Consider the following 18,645-nt stretch of genomic DNA (forward strand, 5'->3'; position numbering starts at 1 on the left):
TAAACATTCCCAATATCAGAATATATAGGCTCCTACGCAGGAAATTCCAATAAGCAAATACAAAAGCTTTGCGGAAGAAATTCGCCAGCGATTAAGTAAGACAACCGAAAAGAAGAACGCTAAAAAGTATAGTCTTTCTATCGCTCTCCAGTCCCGAAACAGTACTACTACAACAGTGAGTAAAACAAGAGCTAAACCAATAAGATGGCTACTCCATATTGTACGAAGATAATGCATTTTCTCAAGAAGTCTTACCACTTTAGTCTTCTTTTCATAACCTTTCATCACTCCTTTAATGCGAGTATGAAAGTGCAGAAAATTATAGAGAAATAGAAAAATTAGTGGCGCCAGCCAGGCGCCTTCCCACTTCTTTAAATATATAATCACCAGAACGCAAGCTACCAATGCAGTAAAGGGTCGCCACGCTCCCCAAAATAGTGAATCGCCAATACCTCCGAATGCTCCGCCCATACTCATCTTTACTGTGCTAATTTCTTCCGGTTTGACCTCTCCTCCCTTTGCCATTTCTTCTTCCAGACGCGCGACTATCCCTACTAACACATTTGCAAAGTATGGATGGGTATTGAAAAATTCTAAATGTCGCTTATAAGACTGGATCCTTTTCTCTTTTTCAGGATAGAGCTTATTCAGAACCGGTGCCAATATGTAAAGAAATCCCAAGTTTTGCATCCGCTCGAAATTCCATACAGATTGCACACAAAAGGACCTCCAGCAAAGACGATATAAATCGAGTTTCTTGATTATTCTATTGTCCATTGGATTATACATCCCGATTTTCAATCGGGAAATCTGTACCTAAAACCTCTGAAGGTGTTAAAAGCTATTGCTAAACCCAGAGCGGGTATGAGCCTATATGCAAAATTCAGACCTGTCAATACGCCATACGGTAAACAGGAAAATAATTTGGGCAGAAAATATACCCCGGCACTAATTGCAATCAGAGAGAAAAGGAATCCTTTAAGAAAAAACAGAAATAAGCTAAAATAATTAACTTTTCCCAAGGCTTTTAAATTACCTTTGGGGATTTCTCGATCTAAGTAGTGCACGAAATGTGCATTTAGTTTTCTTTGCTTAATATCTATGCGCGTAAAAATTTCTCCCAGAGGCATCGTAAGTGCCAGGACAACCATTCTGTAAGAACCCTGAAAATTATTACCCAGGGGAAGCATTCTCTCGGTCAACATTATCAGAGTTGTGCAAGTTACTGCTACTATTGTTGCATCAGGAGGAATAGCTGCGCCCACAGATATCACATTTATCCAAATGAGTTCTAAAAGAACACCAATAATGAGTCCTGTCTTGAGGTCTCCTAATAATAAACCTATGAGGGGTCCACAGACAATAGGCCGGCAGACCATTATTTGTCCCCAAGCACTTACATCTAAACTTAACAATCCTCCAATAAAACTAGCTACAAAGATTTCAACAATCATTAGAACGGTCCAACGTAGATATATTGACAGGTTCAAACACCTGGGCTAAATCATATATCTGTGATTTTTAATTTCAAAGTGATAGTCTGTTTCTCTTTGGGTTTTAGATTTAATTTCCAGTGAGGAAATACAACTGATTGTTGATACATACGCTCGTAAGCTGCATCTCCTTCTGAGATTGTTTCTATGGGAAAATGCCACAAACAACAATGTGGGTTGAATTCCAAAGTTATATTTATTCCATAATGCTCGTCGTGCATACCAATTTCCTTCAAATCAGAAATTTCTCCAAATGAAGAGAAATCTTTTTTCTCCTTTCTATCGGGGACATAATAATAACATTTTTTATCTTCTGCTGAGGAAAAAGAGAAGTTAAATTCAGAACCGAACCATAATTCTGCGCGGTTCTCTCCTTTGTTGACAATTTGATAAATAATGATAATTTTCGCCGAGTTCGCTGATACTGTTATTTTCTTTTCCACTTTTATGGGTTGCTGAAAATCTCCTACCCAGACAAATCCTTCTCTAACAAAGTTTATTCCAGTCGGTTCAGTTCTATACATGTAAGATTGGTCGACGAAATCTCCCTGTTCTCCATACTGGCAAGTTGAGAAATCAAAGATCTCTGTATCAGGATGTAAGAAATGGTCTACCAAGGAGGCCCTTTCATACCAATCATAGTGAAGATATTTCACCAAGTTCTTGTCTTTTACTTTTTCCATATTATGAATTGATTTTACACTTTTATTTTCCATATCGGATTTAGAATCAAAGAGACTGGCTCGAACAATCTCTTCGTGGTAAGCTTCTTTCCTTCGAGTCAGAGTAGTTAGCAGATTTAAGTTTTGTGGCTTATAATCTAATTCGAATAGAGATGCTCCCATAGATGGTTTAAAGTAGGCATTGAGTAAGGGGGTACTGACCAAAACCTCTGGATTTCCATCCAGGTCGAAATCGAATTCCTCTGTTTCTATACATTTAGAACCTGTTTGGTTCTTACCATCAACAGTTTTTTCTGCATTAATCAGATGTTTATAAATCGCTTTTCTAAGATGGGGAAAGTAGAGTCCTCCGAAAACGCCATGCCAGTAAGCGCAATTGCACTGGCCTTTCCAGAGTTCATCCCTCGCTTTTTCCAACCAATCTGGAAGTTCTACATTTCCTCCCCTAAATTCCACTGAAAACTCACTTCCTTTTTTATTACTCCCTCTTTCCGAGGCGTGTATGTTCTTAGCTGCTTTGAAAATCTTGTTGCTAACTAACAGCATCTTCTTCTGCATCCAGTTACTCTCGGTGTATTTCACAAAGAAGTTTCGCCAGAAGCCTCCTTTCAGAAACCTTGCATATCGTTCGGACTGAGGCAATTTTTCAACTTTCCTCTGGATATCAGTAAATTCCTTTCTCGCCTTAGTGGGTAAAACCCATTCCATCATTTGGGAATAGGAACCTGTGGGAAGATATATTCTTCCTTTAGGTTCAAACTGGGCAATGCATTCAGAAAAAGTAACTGTTCTAATCCATTTTTTATTTCTTTCTAATTCGGTAAAGAACTGCTCAAGCCAATTCTGTTTATAGGCTAGCTCATAGGTGCCTGGCCAGAAGCCAAACTTCTCTCCGTCATCAGCCATTACTACCAGTCTCTCTTCTTTCTCCGCTGCCTGGGATTTAAAATACTTAATGACTTCTTCTACGGGATGGAAAGGCATGAGAAATCGCAGCTTTTCACTAATTGGAAAAACTTTGAGAGGATAGCCCTGTTCCTCGGTAAGATAATACCCAAAAAGTTGTTCCTCAAAAAGCCCGGCAGATTTGAAAGGCAAATCGTCAATGACAGTATATTCTACACCTGCCTGAGAAATTGACTTTGCTAAATGTGGCTCCCAGACACGTTCTGCCAGCCACATACCTTTTGGTTCGTAATCAAACAAGTCCCTGATATATTTGTTCAATTTCATTATTTGACCAATTCTATCACGGTCGTATAACATAGCTAAAATTGGTTCATAGTAACCACCGGTCATAAGTTCAATTTGCTCGGTTTGTAAAAGATTCTTTATCATTGAAATAAATTCTGGGTGATGTTTAACAATCCACTCCAGAAGGACTCCGCTAAAATGGAAAGTCGCTTTTATGCCAGAATGTTTTATCAGAACTTCCAGAAAGGGAAGGTACGCCTTCTGGTAAGCCTCCTCAAAAATGGCTTCAAAATTACCAACTGGCTGATGGTTATGAATACCGAATGCGAAGTTTATTTTTTTCATATTCTCAAAATTCCCGAGAGGGACTTGAAATTTGTGTACGCAGACTAAAGTCTGCTACTCCTACGTTGCCTCTCTCTTGATAATTTCCATTATATCAATCTTTTCATCATCAGGAACCATTCTCGCTTCCAAGTGGACTCCAAGTTTATCCAGTTCCTGAAAAGCTTGAATGTCTTCTTTACTAACTGAAATAGCTTTGAGAATCTGTTTTTTATCAGGAGAATAATGCATTCCCCCCACATTTACTTCTTTTATTCTTACTCCTTTATTGATTAAATTCAGGACATCCTGGGGTGAAACGAGAAGGAGCATCGCCTTATCCCCTTCAAATTGGCCATTCAGTATCGCCTCCTTCGCTTGAGTTATAGTCAAAATGGATATCTTGGCGTGGGCTGGAACTGCCATTGAGAACAGGGTTTTTTGCGTTCGGTCACTGGCAACAAAGTCGTTGACTACAATCACATGATTAATTTTCAGGAATTTCATCCAGTTTTCAACTACTTGACCGTGAATTAACCGGTCATCAATTCGCACTAGAACCATGCCCATTATTTATTTTTCGCCTTTGAGACTTTATCAAGAAACTTTTGCTTGACATCAAGAATGCTCTGTTCACCCTTTTGGCGGATGAGACGAGCCAATTCTTTCAGAGGGAGAGACTGGCGATAGTTCATGCCAGCAATTAGCATCGGCAAATTAACTCCACTAATAATTTCAACTTTCTCATCATTAACAAACTTGAGGCTGGCATTTGCCGGTGTACCTCCAAACATATCCACGAAAATGATTTTCCCTTCCGATTGCTCGTTCTCTTCCTTTAGTATCTTTTCTATCCTTTTACTTAATGTTTCTAACCCATCATTTTCATGTAAGGATAATGCCCATACTTCCTTCTGCTCTCCTAAAATAACCTGCGCTGCTTTAACTAACTGCCGACCAAAATCGCCGTGAGTTATAATAATGAATCCAATCATTTGATACGCAGACTGAAGTCTGCTACTCCTATAATGCTTTCTTTATGCCGATTTTTCAATGTCACGGTACTGAGTTTTAACAGGGTACTTCTTTCCCAGAAACTTATTCAATTCATTCACAACAATTACTGAACGATGGCGCCCTCCCGTGCACCCCACAGCTATGGTCAAATAAGATTTTCCTTCTTTAATATAGTAAGGAATTAGAAATTTCAATAACCCAGAATATTTCCTCAAAAACTTCTGGGTAACAGAGGATTTCAAAACAAATCGGGAAACTTCCGGATTGTTTCCGGTTAATGGTCTCAGTTTTTCTATATAATGGGGATTAGGTAGAAAACGAGTGTCGATTACCAGATCGGCGTCAACCGGGATACCATATTTATAGCCAAAAGCAACTAGGCTGACATTCATCGTATCCAGTTCCGGTACCTCTCTGAAACTAGAAAAGACCGCTTGCTTAAACTCCTGAGGCATGAGAGTTGTAGTATCAATGATTTTATCAGCTTGTTCTTTTATTCCCATAAGTCTCTTTCTCTCTTTGATGATAACCTCAAGTATACTTCTTCCTTCCTTATCCAGGGGATGTTTCCTGCGCGTTTCACTATATCTTCTCACCAGGACAGAATTACTGGCTTCTAAAAAGAGAATCTGGTGGCTGAATCCCATTTTACCGAGTTCTTCTAATGAACTAAAAAGGTCATCTAAAAAGTCTCCTTCTCGAATGTCAATGCCTAAAGCGACTTTCTTTATTTTATACTTCAACTGTAAACAAATTTCAGCAAATTTAGGTATCAGGGTAGTAGGTAAATTATCTACGCAGAAATATCCCAAGTCCTCAAAATTCTTTAAGGCTGTACTTTTCCCTGCTCCTGAAAGCCCTGTTATTATGACAAAGTTACCCTTGGCCATATATTTCTATTTTCCTTCCTTTCCCTAATGCGAAGGGATTTGGTGTGCAGCGAGCATTATAATTTTTAGCCAAAAATCGAAGATTAGAGTTTAGCCGAAACTGACCGTAGGGAATTTCGGTAAACTCCTGAGATTTTTGGCGGTGCTCAAAGAAGATATTCCCTTCGGGAATACTTCCATAGGGGTTTCACCCCTCTGGCGTTCACCAAATGTCCACCGGACATTTGCTTCTCTGTCACCCCTTAGGGGAAATCAGATTATTTCCCCCAAACCCCCTAATCCGCATCCCGATTGTTATCGGGATGCTTACAAAAAATTGTCAGCGAGCGAACCAAATCCCGAGCTACTTCTTTTCTTTCTTTCGCTGGGTGATTTTTATTATTTCCTTATCCAACTCACTAATTGCGGAATATCCCTCTCTTCTTAGTCGCTGATTCATAGCTGCTACCTCAATAATCCTCGCTATGTTCCTTCCAGGACGAATCGGGATTACTAATTCCGGAACATTAACTTCCAGAATCGTTGTATATTTCTGGTCGAAACCAAGTAGTTCGTACTCTTTGATTTTGTCCCACTCTTCAAGTCTAATTACCAGATCGATTTTTGCCGAATTTCTTACCGTACTTGCTCCAAACAATTTTTCAACATCTATTATTCCCAGTCCTTGGACTTCTAAATAGTAGCGGATCGGTTCCTTGGCAAAGCCAATAAGAATGTTGCCCCTACGCTGTTTAATTCCTACTACTTCTCCAGCAATTAAACGATGTCCTCTATCGATAAGTTCCAGGGCACACTCGCTTTTGCCAATGCCAGTCACTCCTAATATCAAAATCCCAAGACCGTAAACTTCAACCATCACTCCTTGAACAGATTTAGTGAGTGTAAGTCTATCCTCTAAAAAAGGCGAAAGGCGATTTACGAATGTAGAAATAGAAATGGAGGTTCTAAAGACCGGAATTTTCGCTTTCTGCGCCATTTTTATAAATTCTTGAGGAGGAGCAAAATTGCTGGTAACAATAAAACATGGGATTCCCTTGGAGAAGATCCCGCTTAACACAGTGGCTTTTCCCTTGATGTCTAACTTCTTTAAATAATCTAGTTCTTCCCGGTCTAAAATCTGGAGTTGACCAGGAGGTAAAATATCTGCCTCGCCAGATAACGCAAGGCCAAGACGATGAACTTCCCAGCTGGTTATTTTCCGATTTAAACCTTCCTTTCCAGCCACAAGCTGCAAATTTAACTCTGCCTTTTTCTGTTTAAGTAATTCTTCAACCAGAAGCTTTACCATTGTGAACTGACCTCTTATTTGTTCACCATTGCACTAACTAATATGCATCTTCTTCCTTGATAATTTTAACTACTTCACTTGGGACTTTTGCTTCTCGTAGTGCCTGGCGAAAGAACTTATCCTTAAGAAGCCGGGATATTTTTGCCAATACTTTCAGATGCATCCCTGCCGAGTCTTGGGGAGCGATCAGGAGAAAAATTATATATACCTTTTCTCCATCTAAAGCATCAAATTCTATTCCCTTTCTGGATGTAGCAAATGCACAGACGATTTCTGTTACTTTATCTGTTTTAGCATGGGGAATTGCTACCCCCTGTCCAATCCCGGTGGAACCTAATTTTTCTCTATCCAATAGAGCCTGAAGTATTTTTTCTTTTGCATTTTCTTTTATCCTCTTGGCAACCACCAACTTATCAATTAACTCTTTCAGCGTCTCTTTCTTTTTGATTGCTTGTAAATCTACTTCAATGGCCTCTTTGCAAAGAAACCCCATAATCTTCATCTTTTTCTCCTCCTATGCAGAATGGTCTTTTTTTTCATTATTTTTGCTTTATAATTAAACTACATTTTAATAATTTTGTCAATTACCAGAATTTTCTGGAGTAGCGAAACTTGTTTCGCATTAACGCACCGCAAGCGGTGCTACTCCAATTTTCTACTCCTAAGACGCAGGCTGAAGCCTGCGACTACGTTTTTACATCTTGAATTTTTCGCCTAAGTAAACTTTGCGCGCTTCTTCTGATTCCAACAACTCTTTAGCAGTTCCCGAGAGCAAAATTCTTCCCTCATACATAATATAGGCTCTATCGATGATTTCCAGTGTCTCTCTAACATTATGGTCTGTAATCAGCACTCCCAATCCATTATTTTTGAGCCGGGCAACAATCTGTTGAATTTCCACGGTGGTTATGGGATCAATGCCTACAAATGGTTCATCCAAAAGAATGTATTGAGGAGTGGTTACCAGGGCTCGGGAAATCTCTACCCTTCTCTTTTCTCCTCCGGATAGTAAGCAGGCCTTATTTTCTGCTAAATGTTCCACTCCCAACTCTCGAAGTAGACTTTTCAATTTTTCTTTCTTTTCGGACTGAGTTAGTTTGGTTGTCTCCAAAATAGCCTCTATGTTTTTCCTGACTGAAAGTCGCCTGAATATGGAAGGTTCCTGGGATAAATAACCAATCCCTTGCCTGGCTCGCTTATACATCGGTAACTCTGTTATGTCCCTTCCCTCCAAGAATATCCTGCCTTTGTCGGGACGAAGGAGGCCCACAATCATATAAAAGGTAGTTGTTTTACCAGCCCCGTTTGGACCAAGCAGACCTACAATTTCACCCGGGTTTATTTCTATTTCTACATCATCAACAATTTTGCGATGTGAATATGTTTTAACCAGACCACTTGCTAATAAGCTCATTTTCCACCATTCAATAGAAATATTTTGTCGCGTAGGGGCGACCTTTATGGTCGCCCAGGGGCTTTATGCCCGCCCCGTAAAAATCCTCATGGGGGAATTTCTAACGGAACGCCCATAAAGGGCTACACTACCGGTTTTTGGGGTAGATAGATGCCTTTACATTTCCTTCCATAATGATTCTTTGTTCATCGATAAACATAGTAATGATTTCTGCCGAGTAGTTAGCCTTTGCTTGTTCGTTATCCTGGTAAATACAGGGAGAACCTCCGGATAGAACAATTTTTTTTATTTCATAATCGTAGTCAAGAATCTCACCTGTAGCCGTTATTTCTCCGTGTTCTACCCTGGCATCACCCTGTACATGAACTTTTTTCCCATTGTCCAATAACTTTATTACTTCTCCTTCCATTTTTATTCTGTCTTCGGGATTCTCCTCATCGATTCGGATGAGCTCTGGATTGCCAGTTAAAGTACTCTTCTTGCTGTCCACATTGTAAGTTAATCGGTCAGAAAAGGCTTCCAGTTTTATAGATTCTTCTGGATAGGCTATAAGATGGACATTCCCTTTTCCTACTATATAGTTCTTTTTCTCATAATGTTCCATTATATCGGAAGTTATTACATCTTTTTTCCTAACCAATTTTACGTTCCCAAGAAAACGGGTGATTTCCCCTCTTCCCAATACTTCCATCCTCTCTCCTGTAATATTCACTGGCTGTTTGGGCTTCTCAGCAAAAACTGCGCTTACAAAAATGAATGGCAAAAAAAGTAGAATACTCTTTTTCATGTTATTCTGATGATTTATGAATTACTCTTACGTTCTTTTTTATAACAATTTTTTCCAACCCTGGATCTGACTCTAATCCCTGCCCGGTGATTATTGTGTCACCCTTTTCCTGGCGAACAAAATCATCAGTAACTATTTTCTTTCGCTGGGTATCCCACTTCAGGCTTTCTGTCTTTAGCGTTATTCCTTCTTCTTCAGAAGTAACTACTACGTCTCCCCTCACTTCCATATCGCCTGATGGAGAACGAAGTTCCCCTTCCCTGGCAGTTAGAATAGAAGTAATTTTCCCCTGGTCATAAAACCTAATTTTGAGTTTTTGTACAATTGTCCTTTCTTCTCTCTTATAAATTTCCGCTCTATCTGCCTCCAACTCCCATTCCTTTTCTCCCTGATTTGTGTGGGTGAGGGTAAAATTTTCTATGGCCTGGTCAGGAAAAGATTTTTTGTCAGAAATTTTTGGTTTTTCTGGTTTCTCTTTTCCACAACTTGATAAACTAATAATAATAAGAAAAGTAAATACCCAGAAAAAATTCTTCTTCGCCATAATGTTGTCGTTCATTTATTACAATACTCTCCAGTAGCCTTTTCCCATTTCCCTTGTAATTTCAGTATCAGCTCAACCACTTCCCGCAAGACACCCCGACCACCTTCAGTCTTGGTTACATAATCTACTGCCTGTTTTACCTCTTCTGGCGCATCTTTCGGACAGAAAGATAATCCTGCCCTCTTCAGAACCGGTATGTCCACAAGGTCGTCTCCAATATAAGCGAAGTTTTCCTTCTTAAGTTTAAATTCCTGCAAAATCTCTTCAAGGGCTTCATCTTTGTCCATTCTTTTAAGACGAACGGCTTCTATCTTTAAATCCCTTGCCGTTTCCTCAACCTGCTTGCACCCTCTTCCTGATATCCAGGCAAACTTCAAATTTCCTGGTCGTCTGGCAAGATTAAATCCCATGCGGTCTTTAACGTTCCAGCTCTTTATCTCCTCTCCAGACTCCATAATCACAATATCGCCCGGGGTGAGCACACCATCAATGTCCATTCCTATCATCTCTATATTTTGGGCTTTTGCTTTGATTTTTTCATCCATTTCGCCATACCTCAAATTATTGCGGGCATAAAGCCCCCCTTATCGGGCGACCACGGTGGGTCGCCCCTACGCGACCTTAAAGAATGCCTTCGGAAAGAAGGTCCCTCTCGTCTACAATTCCTATGGGATAGCCCTTTCCATCTACTACAGGTATATTATCGAACTTCTTCTCCTGCATCATTTTTGCTGCCTCTATAGCCAGTATGTCCTGGGTAATAGTCTTTGGATTTTTAGTCATTACGGTATGAATTTTTTTGTTTAGAATTTTTTCATCTTTCTGCAATCTACGTCGCAAATCCCCATCAGTGAAGAACCCCACCAATTTACCAGAATTATCAACGACGCTCGTTGCACCGAGGCGCGTTTTAGTCATTACTAATAGCGCTTCTCTAACTATCTTTTCCTGATGGATTACAGGATTATCTTTGCCTTTTCTCATTATGTCTTTAACCTTAAGGAGTAACCTTTTGCCGATAGTTCCACCGGGATGAAGACGAGCAAAGTCCTCTTTTTTGAACTTCTTTCTTTTCAACAGGGAAATCGCTAGAGCATCGCCCATGGCTAACATCGCTGTTGTGCTTGCTGTAGGAACGAGATTATAAGGGCAAGCTTCTTCTTTTACTTTTACATTAATGACTAAATCGCTTTTCTTTGCTAATTTCGATTTAGGTTTTCCGGTTATGGTTATTAACTTTAAATTCATTTTCCTTATCAGCGGCAAGAGTTTCTCAATCTCTTCAGTCTCCCCACTATGTGAGAGAGCTAAAACTAAGTCTCCTTCAGTCATCATTCCTACGTCACCAAGAATCCCTTCTGCGGGGTGGAGGAAAAATGCAGGAGTGCCTGTAGAGGCCAGGGTAGCTGCAATCTTTTTCCCGATCAATCCCGACTTTCCCATGCCCATAACTATAATTCTCCCCTTACAGGAAGCTATTATTTCCACAGCCTTTTCAAAATTACGGTCAATAGTGGAGATAAGATTCTTTATAGTTCTGGCTTCAATTTTTAAGACCTTTTTTGCTTCTTCAATACTTCCCACAAGATACCCCTTCTCCCTCTCCCCCAAGGAAAGAGGGGAATTTATCATTAGAGCCCTACAGAATCGGAAATTAATCTTTCAGGAATATCCGCAACAAAATATAAGCGATACCTAAAATAGCATAAATGATTGCTAAAACTTTTAGATGCCATTTCCAGGTTGGTTCTTCTATCAGAACAGGTCTAAGGTCTGCTTTGCATTTTACACAAAATTTGGCATTCTCTTTGTTGTCATGCCCACATTTTGGACAACGCATATGTGCCTCCAGAGTCTTATTCTTTACAGGTTGTCTTGACTACTTTATCTATTTTTATTAGTTTTTCCAATAGCTCTTTTACTCGACTCAATCTAATCATATTTGGGCCATCGCTTAGAGCTTTCTCTGGTTGTGGATGAACCTCTAAAAAAAGTCCATCAATGCCTGTTGCTACTGCTGCCTGAGCAAGGAAAGGAACATATTCTCTCTCCCCGGCAGTGGTGGTTCCCTTTCCCCCTGGTTTTTGAACACTGTGGGTGGCATCGAAAACTACAGGATAACCAAAGGACCTTATTATGGGTAAAGATTTCATGTCTACAACTAAATTATTGTAACCAAAACAACTTCCTCTTTCTGTCAACAGGATATTTTTGTTTCCAGTCGATTCTATTTTTTCTATTACATTCTGCATATCCCAGGGGGCAAGGAATTGCCCTTTCTTTACATTTATTGGTTTCCCTGTCCTGGCTATGGATATGATAAGGTCAGTCTGTCGGCATAAGAATGCCGGAACCTGTAAGATATCGGCTACCTTGCTAACCAATTTAACTTCTTCTATCTGATGAACATCGACTAGTAATGGAATATCGAATTCTCTTTTGACTTTCTCTAAAATCTCCAGTCCCTTGTCCAATCCAGGACCCCGATAGGACTTGATGGAAGTTCGATTGGCTTTATCGTAAGAAGACTTGAAAATAAAGGGGATGTTTATTTCACCTGTAATCTCTTTTAATCCTTCTATTGTCTTTCTGACCTGGTCCTCCGATTCGATAACGCAGGGCCCAGCAATCAGAACCAGAGGTCTGTTTCCTCCGATTTCAATATGGCCGATTTTTACTATTTTTACCATTTAATTTCCTTGAAAGTCATTACGGGCATAAAGCCCTACAAATTACTCTAATGGAATGGCTTCATCGATTAACATTATGGGAATGTCGTCTTTAATAGGATACATCAGTTTACAGCCATCACAGATTATCCCGTTTTCTTTTTCATTTAAATGGACGTTGCCCTTGCATTTGGGGCAGGCTAAAATATCTAATAGCTCTTTGTTAATGGCCATAAAACCTCCTTATTCAGAATTTCTAAATATTTTTCTGACTTTTTCCAGGTCTTCCCGAGTGTCCACGCCAACAGAGTCGCACTCTGTAATTACTACTTTTATTTTGTATCCATTCTCCAAAGCCCTCATTTGTTCTAAGTCCTCAATTTTCTCTAAAGGGGTTTGCTTCATCTGGACAAAATTTAGAAGAAAGTCTCTCCTGTAGGCATAGAGGCCGATGTGTTTGCAACAGACAGAACCAAGACTTTCCAACTCTAACGAATCCCTAACATAGGGGATTTGTGCACGAGAAAAATAGAGAGCAAATCCACCATTGTCTATTACCACTTTAACTACATTGGGATTATTGAGTTCTTCTTGTGCAATTATTTTCCGGGCAACGGTGGCTATATCGATAGTTTTATCTTCAATTAATGCTTGTGCCACTTTTGATATAACTTCTGGAGAAATCAGAGGTTCATCCCCTTGAATGTTTACGAAGATATCTGCATTTAACCCTTTGGCTACTTCAGCTACTCTGTCAGTACCACTTCTACAGTTAGAAGAGGTCATTATTGCTTTACCTCTAAAATTTTCAACTACTTTGAAAATTTCCTCGTTATCTGTGGCTACCAGGATGTCGTTCAGAAGTTCCGCCTTCTTTGCTTGTTCGTAGACTTTCTGAATCAAGGGTTTACCGAGGATGTCGGCTAATACTTTACCTGGAAAACGTTTCGAATCGTAGCGGGCTGGAATGATCCCTATAATTTTCATTCTTCCTTTAAAAGTGCCTCATGCCCCCTCATCCTCTCTCCCAAGGGAGAGGAGATAGCGAAAAGGAACATTCTTCATAAAACTCAATCTTTTATTCTAGCATATAATTGAAATAATTGCTAATACAAATTATGGCTTAAACTTTTGTAATAAAACAATATTATGAGCATGAAAGTATCTCATCACAGGAAACAGCTTTAAGCCTTTAAATCCAATGGAACTTAATTCCTTCTCAAAAGCACCGAGGGGCAACATGCTTATCTTCTTGTTGACATTTTTAATCCGGCATCTCACCCATCTTTCTACACTATGTAAGAGATTATAGCGATAAAATGAGAGTATGACGATTTTTTTTGCCACTCTGTGAAGTTCTTTTAAAATCTGAAATCGGGCTCTGGAATGAAGGATGTGCTGGAATAATCTTATGGTTACGATGCAATCGAAGGAATTATCTTTTAAGGGTAAGTGCTTTATATCTCCTACCAAGAAGTGGTGAGGGGAATTAGTAGGAGGAGAATATTTTCTGGTAGTTAGAACCATGGGAAAAGAGACATCTGCACTGGTTAAATTGAGACTTTTTTTCAGGAACAACTCGGAAAAGCGCCCATAGCCACAGGGAACGTCCAGTATTGAAATGGACTTCTCTTCTATAGACCCAAAAATTTTCTCCAGTATCTTGCGTTCCCTCTTGTTAACTACCTTCTGGTCAATACCTTTATATCTGGTCCTTTTGTATTCTTCTACATCCATTTTTTACTTCCTGCCATTTATAATTTTTTTATTTTATCTTTTACCTGCTTTACAACTTCTTCCACTGTTATAAGCTCCATGCAATCCTGAATCTTGCATTTTCTACAACCCTTTCTGCGGCAGGAGAGTAGACTTAAGTCTTTCTTGATGACAACATTCCCTGAACCGTAAGGGCCATTTCTTTGGGGATCGGTGGGCCCATAAAGTCCAATTGAAGGAATCGAGAAAGATGAAGCAATATGGAGTGGTGCGCTGTCGCTCCCGATGAACAGTGTGCACCTGGAAATAAGAGAAGCTAATTCTTTGAGACCTGTCCTGGGAGCAATTAGGGGTTTTTCTTCCATTGCACTATTTATAGATTCAATTAGATTTTCTTCCCCAGGACCCCAGAGGAGTATCACTTTTGCTTTAAACTTTTTTATGAGAATATCTGCCAGGTGAGCATAGTTCTTGCTTGGCCAAATTTTGCTCTTCCAGCTTGAACCAGGATTTAAAGCAATTAGAAGTTCACCTTTATTTATCCCTTCCCCTTCTAAAAATCGTTCCACGTACTCCTTTTCAGGTTCTCCAATTTGAATTAAAAATTCTTTCGTTTCTATCTCCGCTCCTAAAAGATTGGCTAAGGCGAGGTACCTCTCCACTGCGTGCCAATCTTCAGGAAATGGAGGAGCTTTAAAATTAATAAATAGTGAGTTGAATTCCCTGCCGTTCTTGGGATCGAAGCCGAGCCTCGTCTTTGCGCCTGTTATATAGGCAAATAGTCCACTGCGGAATTGGCCGTGGGAGTCTACTACAAGATCGAATTTCCTGTTCCTTAATTTCTTTATAAGCGGCCACAGTCTACTAATCCACCTATCCCTGTCAAAGATAATGACTTCATCCAGGTAGGGATGTCCGAGGAGGAGCTCTTCTGCCTTTTTCTGGACCAGCCAGGCAATATATGCATAGGGGTACCTTTTTCTCAAAGCTCCCAAAAGGGGAAGGGTGTGTACAACGTCACCTATCCCACTTAACCTTATAATCAAAATCCTCCGGAATTCTTGTAATATCATTTTGATTTCTTGACTTTTCTCTCCAGCAATTCGTCAATTCGGTCAATGAGGTCATTGCGACTTAGATTAGTGATGTCTATTTTTCTCTTAATCCTTCCAATATAGGCGTCATTCACATCAGACCTTCTGGCTTCGTCTTCAAGATGCCAGAGCTGCATATTTTTCTGACACAGACGATCCACTAAGGCTCCCAGCGTTGCCAAAATCTTCTCTTCCACCTTGGGCTGTTTATATAGTTTCACCTTTTCATCTTTTAACTTTACTTTTCTCTTCAATGCCCGAGCTAAAAATTGATTCATTTCCTCAATCAACTCTTTGCGCTGGGACTGAACTATATCTATTTTCTTCTTACTCCCTTTTTTTCTTAAATTGTTGAGTCTAATGTTCTTGATAGTTAATTTATCAACTAAACTTCCCAATGTCTCTGCCAAGTCGACCCTCCTTTGGTAGCCGTTCCGATTCATCGGAGCTACTCCTTTTTTCATGCAGACTGAAGTCTGCTACTCCTCATATTTATTTCATTAAGATGAAATTTTTGTACTCTCCGATCTTCCAGCCTGTCCTCCTGGCAATGAAATCTGAAATCCTATTTCTTATGTCCTTAAATGTCAATCTATGAGTGCTCTTGGAAATATCGAATTCTCCTTGCCACTCATTGATTCTTTTCCTCATTACTTTGGGGTGGTTGCCTTCATGCTTCTTGAGCATGGCGGGATCGATGTGTTTAAGATAGTCGAATTTTTCTTTCTTATATTCCTTCTCCCAACCATCACCGTGGTGGAGAGAGTCATGATAGCGTTTCTTTGCTGCCATTACTTTAGAAGGTCGTACCCAACCGTAGTGATAGACGTGGGCACCAGTATCTTTTACTCTTAATTTCTTTCCATTGAGCCTGAAGCCCTGGGCACTGCTCCAGGAGGCTATGCCCCGAAAATTCCTGATTATTCTCACTTCTCGTTGATACCAGTGGTATGAGTTTATGAAAGTCGAGTAATCTCCGTAAAAATGTAGCCAGTTAAATATAAGCCCTTCCACTCTCTCATCGGAAAGTTCTTCTTCCATGCGTTTTAATATCCTGTCTAGATCTCGCTCATGGACTACTTCATCAGCCTGTAAGTAGAAACACCAATCGCCCGTACATTTCGCCAGGGCAATGTCTGTTTGCTGTGCCAGAATTCGGCCCTTATACTTGAAGTTTGGATCCCATTCCGACTTGATTATCTTGATTTTTTCACTCTTAATTGCACTGATCGCATCCAAAGTGCCATCATCAGACTTCCCTACATTTACTATAAGCTCATCACAGATGGGTAGTATGGATTTGATCGACTCTACTACAGGAAATGAAAATTTTATAGCGTCTTTCACAAAAGTAAATCCGCTTACCTTCAATTTTCTTCTCCTAATCCTTCTAGGCTCCCCGTTTGAATTATTTTCTCATATGCATTTATATACTTCCCGGTCATGATTTCGGCTGTAAAATTTTCCTCTACTCTTTCTCTACATTTTCTGGGACTGATTTCATCGGCTCTGTTTATGGCTTCCTGGAATTCTTCAAAGGTATTACAGCGAAAACCAACATCAGGAGTGACTACTTCTGGCATTGCTCCCATGTTAGTGGTAATCACAGGTGTTCCTGAGGCTAATGCTTCTATGGTCACCAGACCAAATGGTTCCTCCCAGTTTGTGGGAAAAATAAGAGCTTTTGCTCCCGCCAGAAGCTCTGCTTTCTCTTTATCATCTACCTCTCCTACAAATTTGATGTTCCTTCTAAAAGAGAACCTCCACCCTCCAGCAACGATCAGTTTGAATCCCATCATCTTCGCTAATCTTATGGCAAAATCTACATTCTTAACTTTCCAGGAGACTTTTGATAAGAAGAGAAAATAGTTTTCCTTTTTCTCATTGTACATAAAATACTCGAGTTTGATTCCATTGTAAATATAATGTCTACTCCCATGGCGAATAGCATGGTTCCTACTTACAAATACTGTATTGGGTAGAAACTTCTCTCCCGGTTTGCCATTTCCCCCAATCGTGACTAAATAGGGTTTCGGGGGAGTCTCTTGCGGTGTGCCATATAACTGAACAATGTCTATATTGTCAGGAATATAATCTTCAAAATTTCGTATGGGTTTCTTTATTGTGGTGACATTTACAGAAGGTAAATGCGTGCCCGCCAAGCTGAGTAGATATACCTTATGTCCCCTGTTTGCCTGTTCTTTCATTAAATTAACAACTATCCTCTGTGTTCCTCCATACTTTTTCACAGGCAAGACCTTGGGGCAGTAGTGAAAGATGTTCATTGGAATTCTCCTAAAACCATTACGGGGATAAACCCCTGGGCGACCATAAAGGTCGCCCCTACGCGACCAAACCATTATCCGTAGTGTAGCCCTTTATGGGCGTAGTTTTTACGGGGACAAAGCCCTGCAGTACGTTAACCCTCCCTTTCGGGAGGACTCCAAACCCTACGCGACCAAACGGTCGTAAATCTTTCTTGTCTCCTCAACCATCCTCTCTATACTGAACTTCTCTTTTACCAGTCGAAAACCTTCTTTTGCCATTCGACCCGCAAGGTCTCTATTTTTCAGAAGAGAAATAACGGCTCCGGCTAAAGCGTCTGGATTTCCCGGGGGGACTAAAATTCCATTTACTCCGTCTCTCACAACCTCCGGGATTCCTCCTATATTGGTAGCTACTACGGGAACTCGAGAAGCAAAGGCATCCAGGAGAGAAGTGCCTAATCCTTCCCAGCTGGAAGATAACACAAAGAGATGGAGAATGGAAAGAATTTCCGGAATATCCTGGCGAAATCCGAACAATTTTACCTTTTCTTCTAGATTGAATTTTTTAATTAAAATCTCTATCTCTCTACGAAGAGGGCCCTCTCCTGCTATTAAAAAGATTACCTCAGGAAATTCATCTACCACAATTCTTGCTGCCTCAATAAGAGTTCTGTGGTCTTTATCCCAGGTAAGCGCGGCAATATTTCCTATGATTAACTTATCTCTATTGAGTGCCAATTCAGAAATAAGATAGTCTGCCTCTACATTCTGAAATCTCTTTATATCTACTCCGCTGTAAACAACGTCTATCTTCTCTTTTGGTAAACCATCAGCCACTAGAACCTGTCTAACTCTTTCAGAAATTGCTATTATCCTATCGACATTTGCATACTTCGCTCGACTGAGTATATTCTTCTTAATGGGAAAGTTAACTCTCCGGGAGAGAACAACCTTGCAATTTCCACTACTTTTTGCTGCCAATAGACCCAATGCGTGCGCGTGGGAAGAATGGAGATGAACTATATCGATAGAGTTTTTTCTTATTATCTTTTTTAATTTACATACTGCCAGGAGATCCCATTCTCCATGCATCTGGACCGGGAAAACTTTTAACCCTATAGCTTTTGCTCTTTCTGCCAGAGGGCTTTGAGGAGGACAGGCAATTATGTTATCGTAATCTGTTAGCCTCTGGGCAAGATAGAAAACTTGCTGCTGGCCACCCCTCCAGGTTTTTGCTGAATCGATATGTAATATAGTATCCAATC

At 40.1% G+C, this 18,645-nt stretch carries 23 protein-coding genes; all 23 read right to left on the reverse strand.

Annotated features, from left to right (window positions below):
- Window positions 1-15: 15 nt before the first annotated feature.
- The gene (locus tag VMW39_07015) at window positions 16-777 is read right to left on the reverse strand and encodes a PTS system mannose/fructose/sorbose family transporter subunit IID (GenBank protein HUW23762.1); all 762 of its coding nucleotides are present in this window, start codon (window positions 775-777) and stop codon (window positions 16-18) included.
- A 20-nt stretch (window positions 778-797) separates the two neighbouring features.
- Window positions 798-1,454 (reverse strand): PTS sugar transporter subunit IIC, encoded by a 657-nt coding sequence (locus VMW39_07020; protein ID HUW23763.1) that lies wholly within the window; start codon window positions 1,452-1,454, stop codon window positions 798-800.
- A 50-nt stretch (window positions 1,455-1,504) separates the two neighbouring features.
- The gene (locus VMW39_07025; GenBank protein HUW23764.1) at window positions 1,505-3,715 is read right to left on the reverse strand and encodes an alpha-amylase/4-alpha-glucanotransferase domain-containing protein; all 2,211 of its coding nucleotides are present in this window, start codon (window positions 3,713-3,715) and stop codon (window positions 1,505-1,507) included.
- 60 nt (window positions 3,716-3,775) lie between these two features.
- Window positions 3,776-4,264 (reverse strand): PTS sugar transporter subunit IIB, encoded by a 489-nt coding sequence (locus VMW39_07030; protein HUW23765.1) that lies wholly within the window; start codon window positions 4,262-4,264, stop codon window positions 3,776-3,778.
- Window positions 4,264-4,689 (reverse strand): PTS sugar transporter subunit IIA, encoded by a 426-nt coding sequence (locus VMW39_07035; GenBank protein HUW23766.1) that lies wholly within the window; start codon window positions 4,687-4,689, stop codon window positions 4,264-4,266. Before VMW39_07035 ends, VMW39_07030 begins: the two co-directional genes overlap by 1 nt.
- A gap of 42 nt (window positions 4,690-4,731) precedes the next feature.
- A complete protein-coding gene (gene rapZ / locus VMW39_07040) occupies window positions 4,732-5,601 on the reverse strand; it encodes an RNase adapter RapZ (GenBank protein HUW23767.1) in 870 nt (289 codons plus the stop codon).
- Between the two features lie 343 nt (window positions 5,602-5,944).
- Window positions 5,945-6,889, reverse strand: coding sequence for an HPr(Ser) kinase/phosphatase (gene hprK / locus VMW39_07045; protein HUW23768.1), 945 nt, complete (start codon window positions 6,887-6,889; stop codon window positions 5,945-5,947).
- A gap of 37 nt (window positions 6,890-6,926) precedes the next feature.
- Complete coding sequence (locus tag VMW39_07050) at window positions 6,927-7,391, reverse strand: PTS sugar transporter subunit IIA (protein HUW23769.1); 465 nt, start codon at window positions 7,389-7,391, stop codon at window positions 6,927-6,929.
- A gap of 192 nt (window positions 7,392-7,583) precedes the next feature.
- Window positions 7,584-8,303, reverse strand: a complete 720-nt coding sequence (gene lptB, locus VMW39_07055) for an LPS export ABC transporter ATP-binding protein (GenBank protein ID HUW23770.1) — start codon at window positions 8,301-8,303, stop codon at window positions 7,584-7,586.
- Between the two features lie 127 nt (window positions 8,304-8,430).
- Window positions 8,431-9,090: an LptA/OstA family protein gene (locus VMW39_07060; GenBank protein HUW23771.1), complete on the reverse strand. Its 660-nt coding sequence runs from the start codon at window positions 9,088-9,090 to the stop codon at window positions 8,431-8,433.
- Window position 9,091: 1 nt separating this feature from the next.
- Window positions 9,092-9,649 (reverse strand): LPS export ABC transporter periplasmic protein LptC, encoded by a 558-nt coding sequence (gene lptC / locus VMW39_07065; protein HUW23772.1) that lies wholly within the window; start codon window positions 9,647-9,649, stop codon window positions 9,092-9,094.
- Complete coding sequence (locus VMW39_07070; GenBank protein HUW23773.1) at window positions 9,646-10,179, reverse strand: HAD hydrolase family protein; 534 nt, start codon at window positions 10,177-10,179, stop codon at window positions 9,646-9,648. The genes lptC and VMW39_07070 overlap by 4 nt, the downstream gene beginning before the upstream one ends.
- A 76-nt stretch (window positions 10,180-10,255) precedes the next feature.
- Complete coding sequence (locus VMW39_07075; protein HUW23774.1) at window positions 10,256-11,266, reverse strand: KpsF/GutQ family sugar-phosphate isomerase; 1,011 nt, start codon at window positions 11,264-11,266, stop codon at window positions 10,256-10,258.
- A 22-nt stretch (window positions 11,267-11,288) separates the two neighbouring features.
- Window positions 11,289-11,474: a zinc ribbon domain-containing protein gene (locus VMW39_07080; protein ID HUW23775.1), complete on the reverse strand. Its 186-nt coding sequence runs from the start codon at window positions 11,472-11,474 to the stop codon at window positions 11,289-11,291.
- A gap of 16 nt (window positions 11,475-11,490) precedes the next feature.
- Entirely contained in the window at window positions 11,491-12,324 is an 834-nt protein-coding gene (gene kdsA, locus VMW39_07085; GenBank protein ID HUW23776.1) for a 3-deoxy-8-phosphooctulonate synthase, read from the reverse strand.
- A 42-nt stretch (window positions 12,325-12,366) separates the two neighbouring features.
- Entirely contained in the window at window positions 12,367-12,537 is a 171-nt protein-coding gene (locus tag VMW39_07090; GenBank protein HUW23777.1) for a Trm112 family protein, read from the reverse strand.
- A 9-nt stretch (window positions 12,538-12,546) separates the two neighbouring features.
- Entirely contained in the window at window positions 12,547-13,290 is a 744-nt protein-coding gene (kdsB, locus tag VMW39_07095; protein HUW23778.1) for a 3-deoxy-manno-octulosonate cytidylyltransferase, read from the reverse strand.
- A gap of 129 nt (window positions 13,291-13,419) precedes the next feature.
- Window positions 13,420-14,040 (reverse strand): methyltransferase domain-containing protein, encoded by a 621-nt coding sequence (locus tag VMW39_07100; GenBank protein HUW23779.1) that lies wholly within the window; start codon window positions 14,038-14,040, stop codon window positions 13,420-13,422.
- Window positions 14,041-14,057: 17 nt separating this feature from the next.
- The gene (locus VMW39_07105; GenBank protein HUW23780.1) at window positions 14,058-15,092 is read right to left on the reverse strand and encodes a glycosyltransferase family 9 protein; all 1,035 of its coding nucleotides are present in this window, start codon (window positions 15,090-15,092) and stop codon (window positions 14,058-14,060) included.
- Window positions 15,089-15,523, reverse strand: a complete 435-nt coding sequence (locus VMW39_07110; protein ID HUW23781.1) for a DUF4254 domain-containing protein — start codon at window positions 15,521-15,523, stop codon at window positions 15,089-15,091. Before VMW39_07110 ends, VMW39_07105 begins: the two co-directional genes overlap by 4 nt.
- 82 nt (window positions 15,524-15,605) lie before the next feature.
- On the reverse strand, window positions 15,606-16,484 hold the full coding sequence (locus tag VMW39_07115) for a glycosyltransferase (protein HUW23782.1): 879 nt from the start codon (window positions 16,482-16,484) through the stop codon (window positions 15,606-15,608).
- Window positions 16,481-17,398, reverse strand: a complete 918-nt coding sequence (locus VMW39_07120) for a glycosyltransferase (protein HUW23783.1) — start codon at window positions 17,396-17,398, stop codon at window positions 16,481-16,483. Before VMW39_07120 ends, VMW39_07115 begins: the two co-directional genes overlap by 4 nt.
- A 165-nt stretch (window positions 17,399-17,563) precedes the next feature.
- The gene (locus VMW39_07125; GenBank protein ID HUW23784.1) at window positions 17,564-18,643 is read right to left on the reverse strand and encodes a glycosyltransferase family 4 protein; all 1,080 of its coding nucleotides are present in this window, start codon (window positions 18,641-18,643) and stop codon (window positions 17,564-17,566) included.
- Window positions 18,644-18,645 lie beyond the last annotated feature (2 nt).

Source organism: bacterium (assembly GCA_035530055.1).
GTDB lineage: Bacteria > UBA6262 > WVXT01 > WVXT01 > WVXT01 > WVXT01.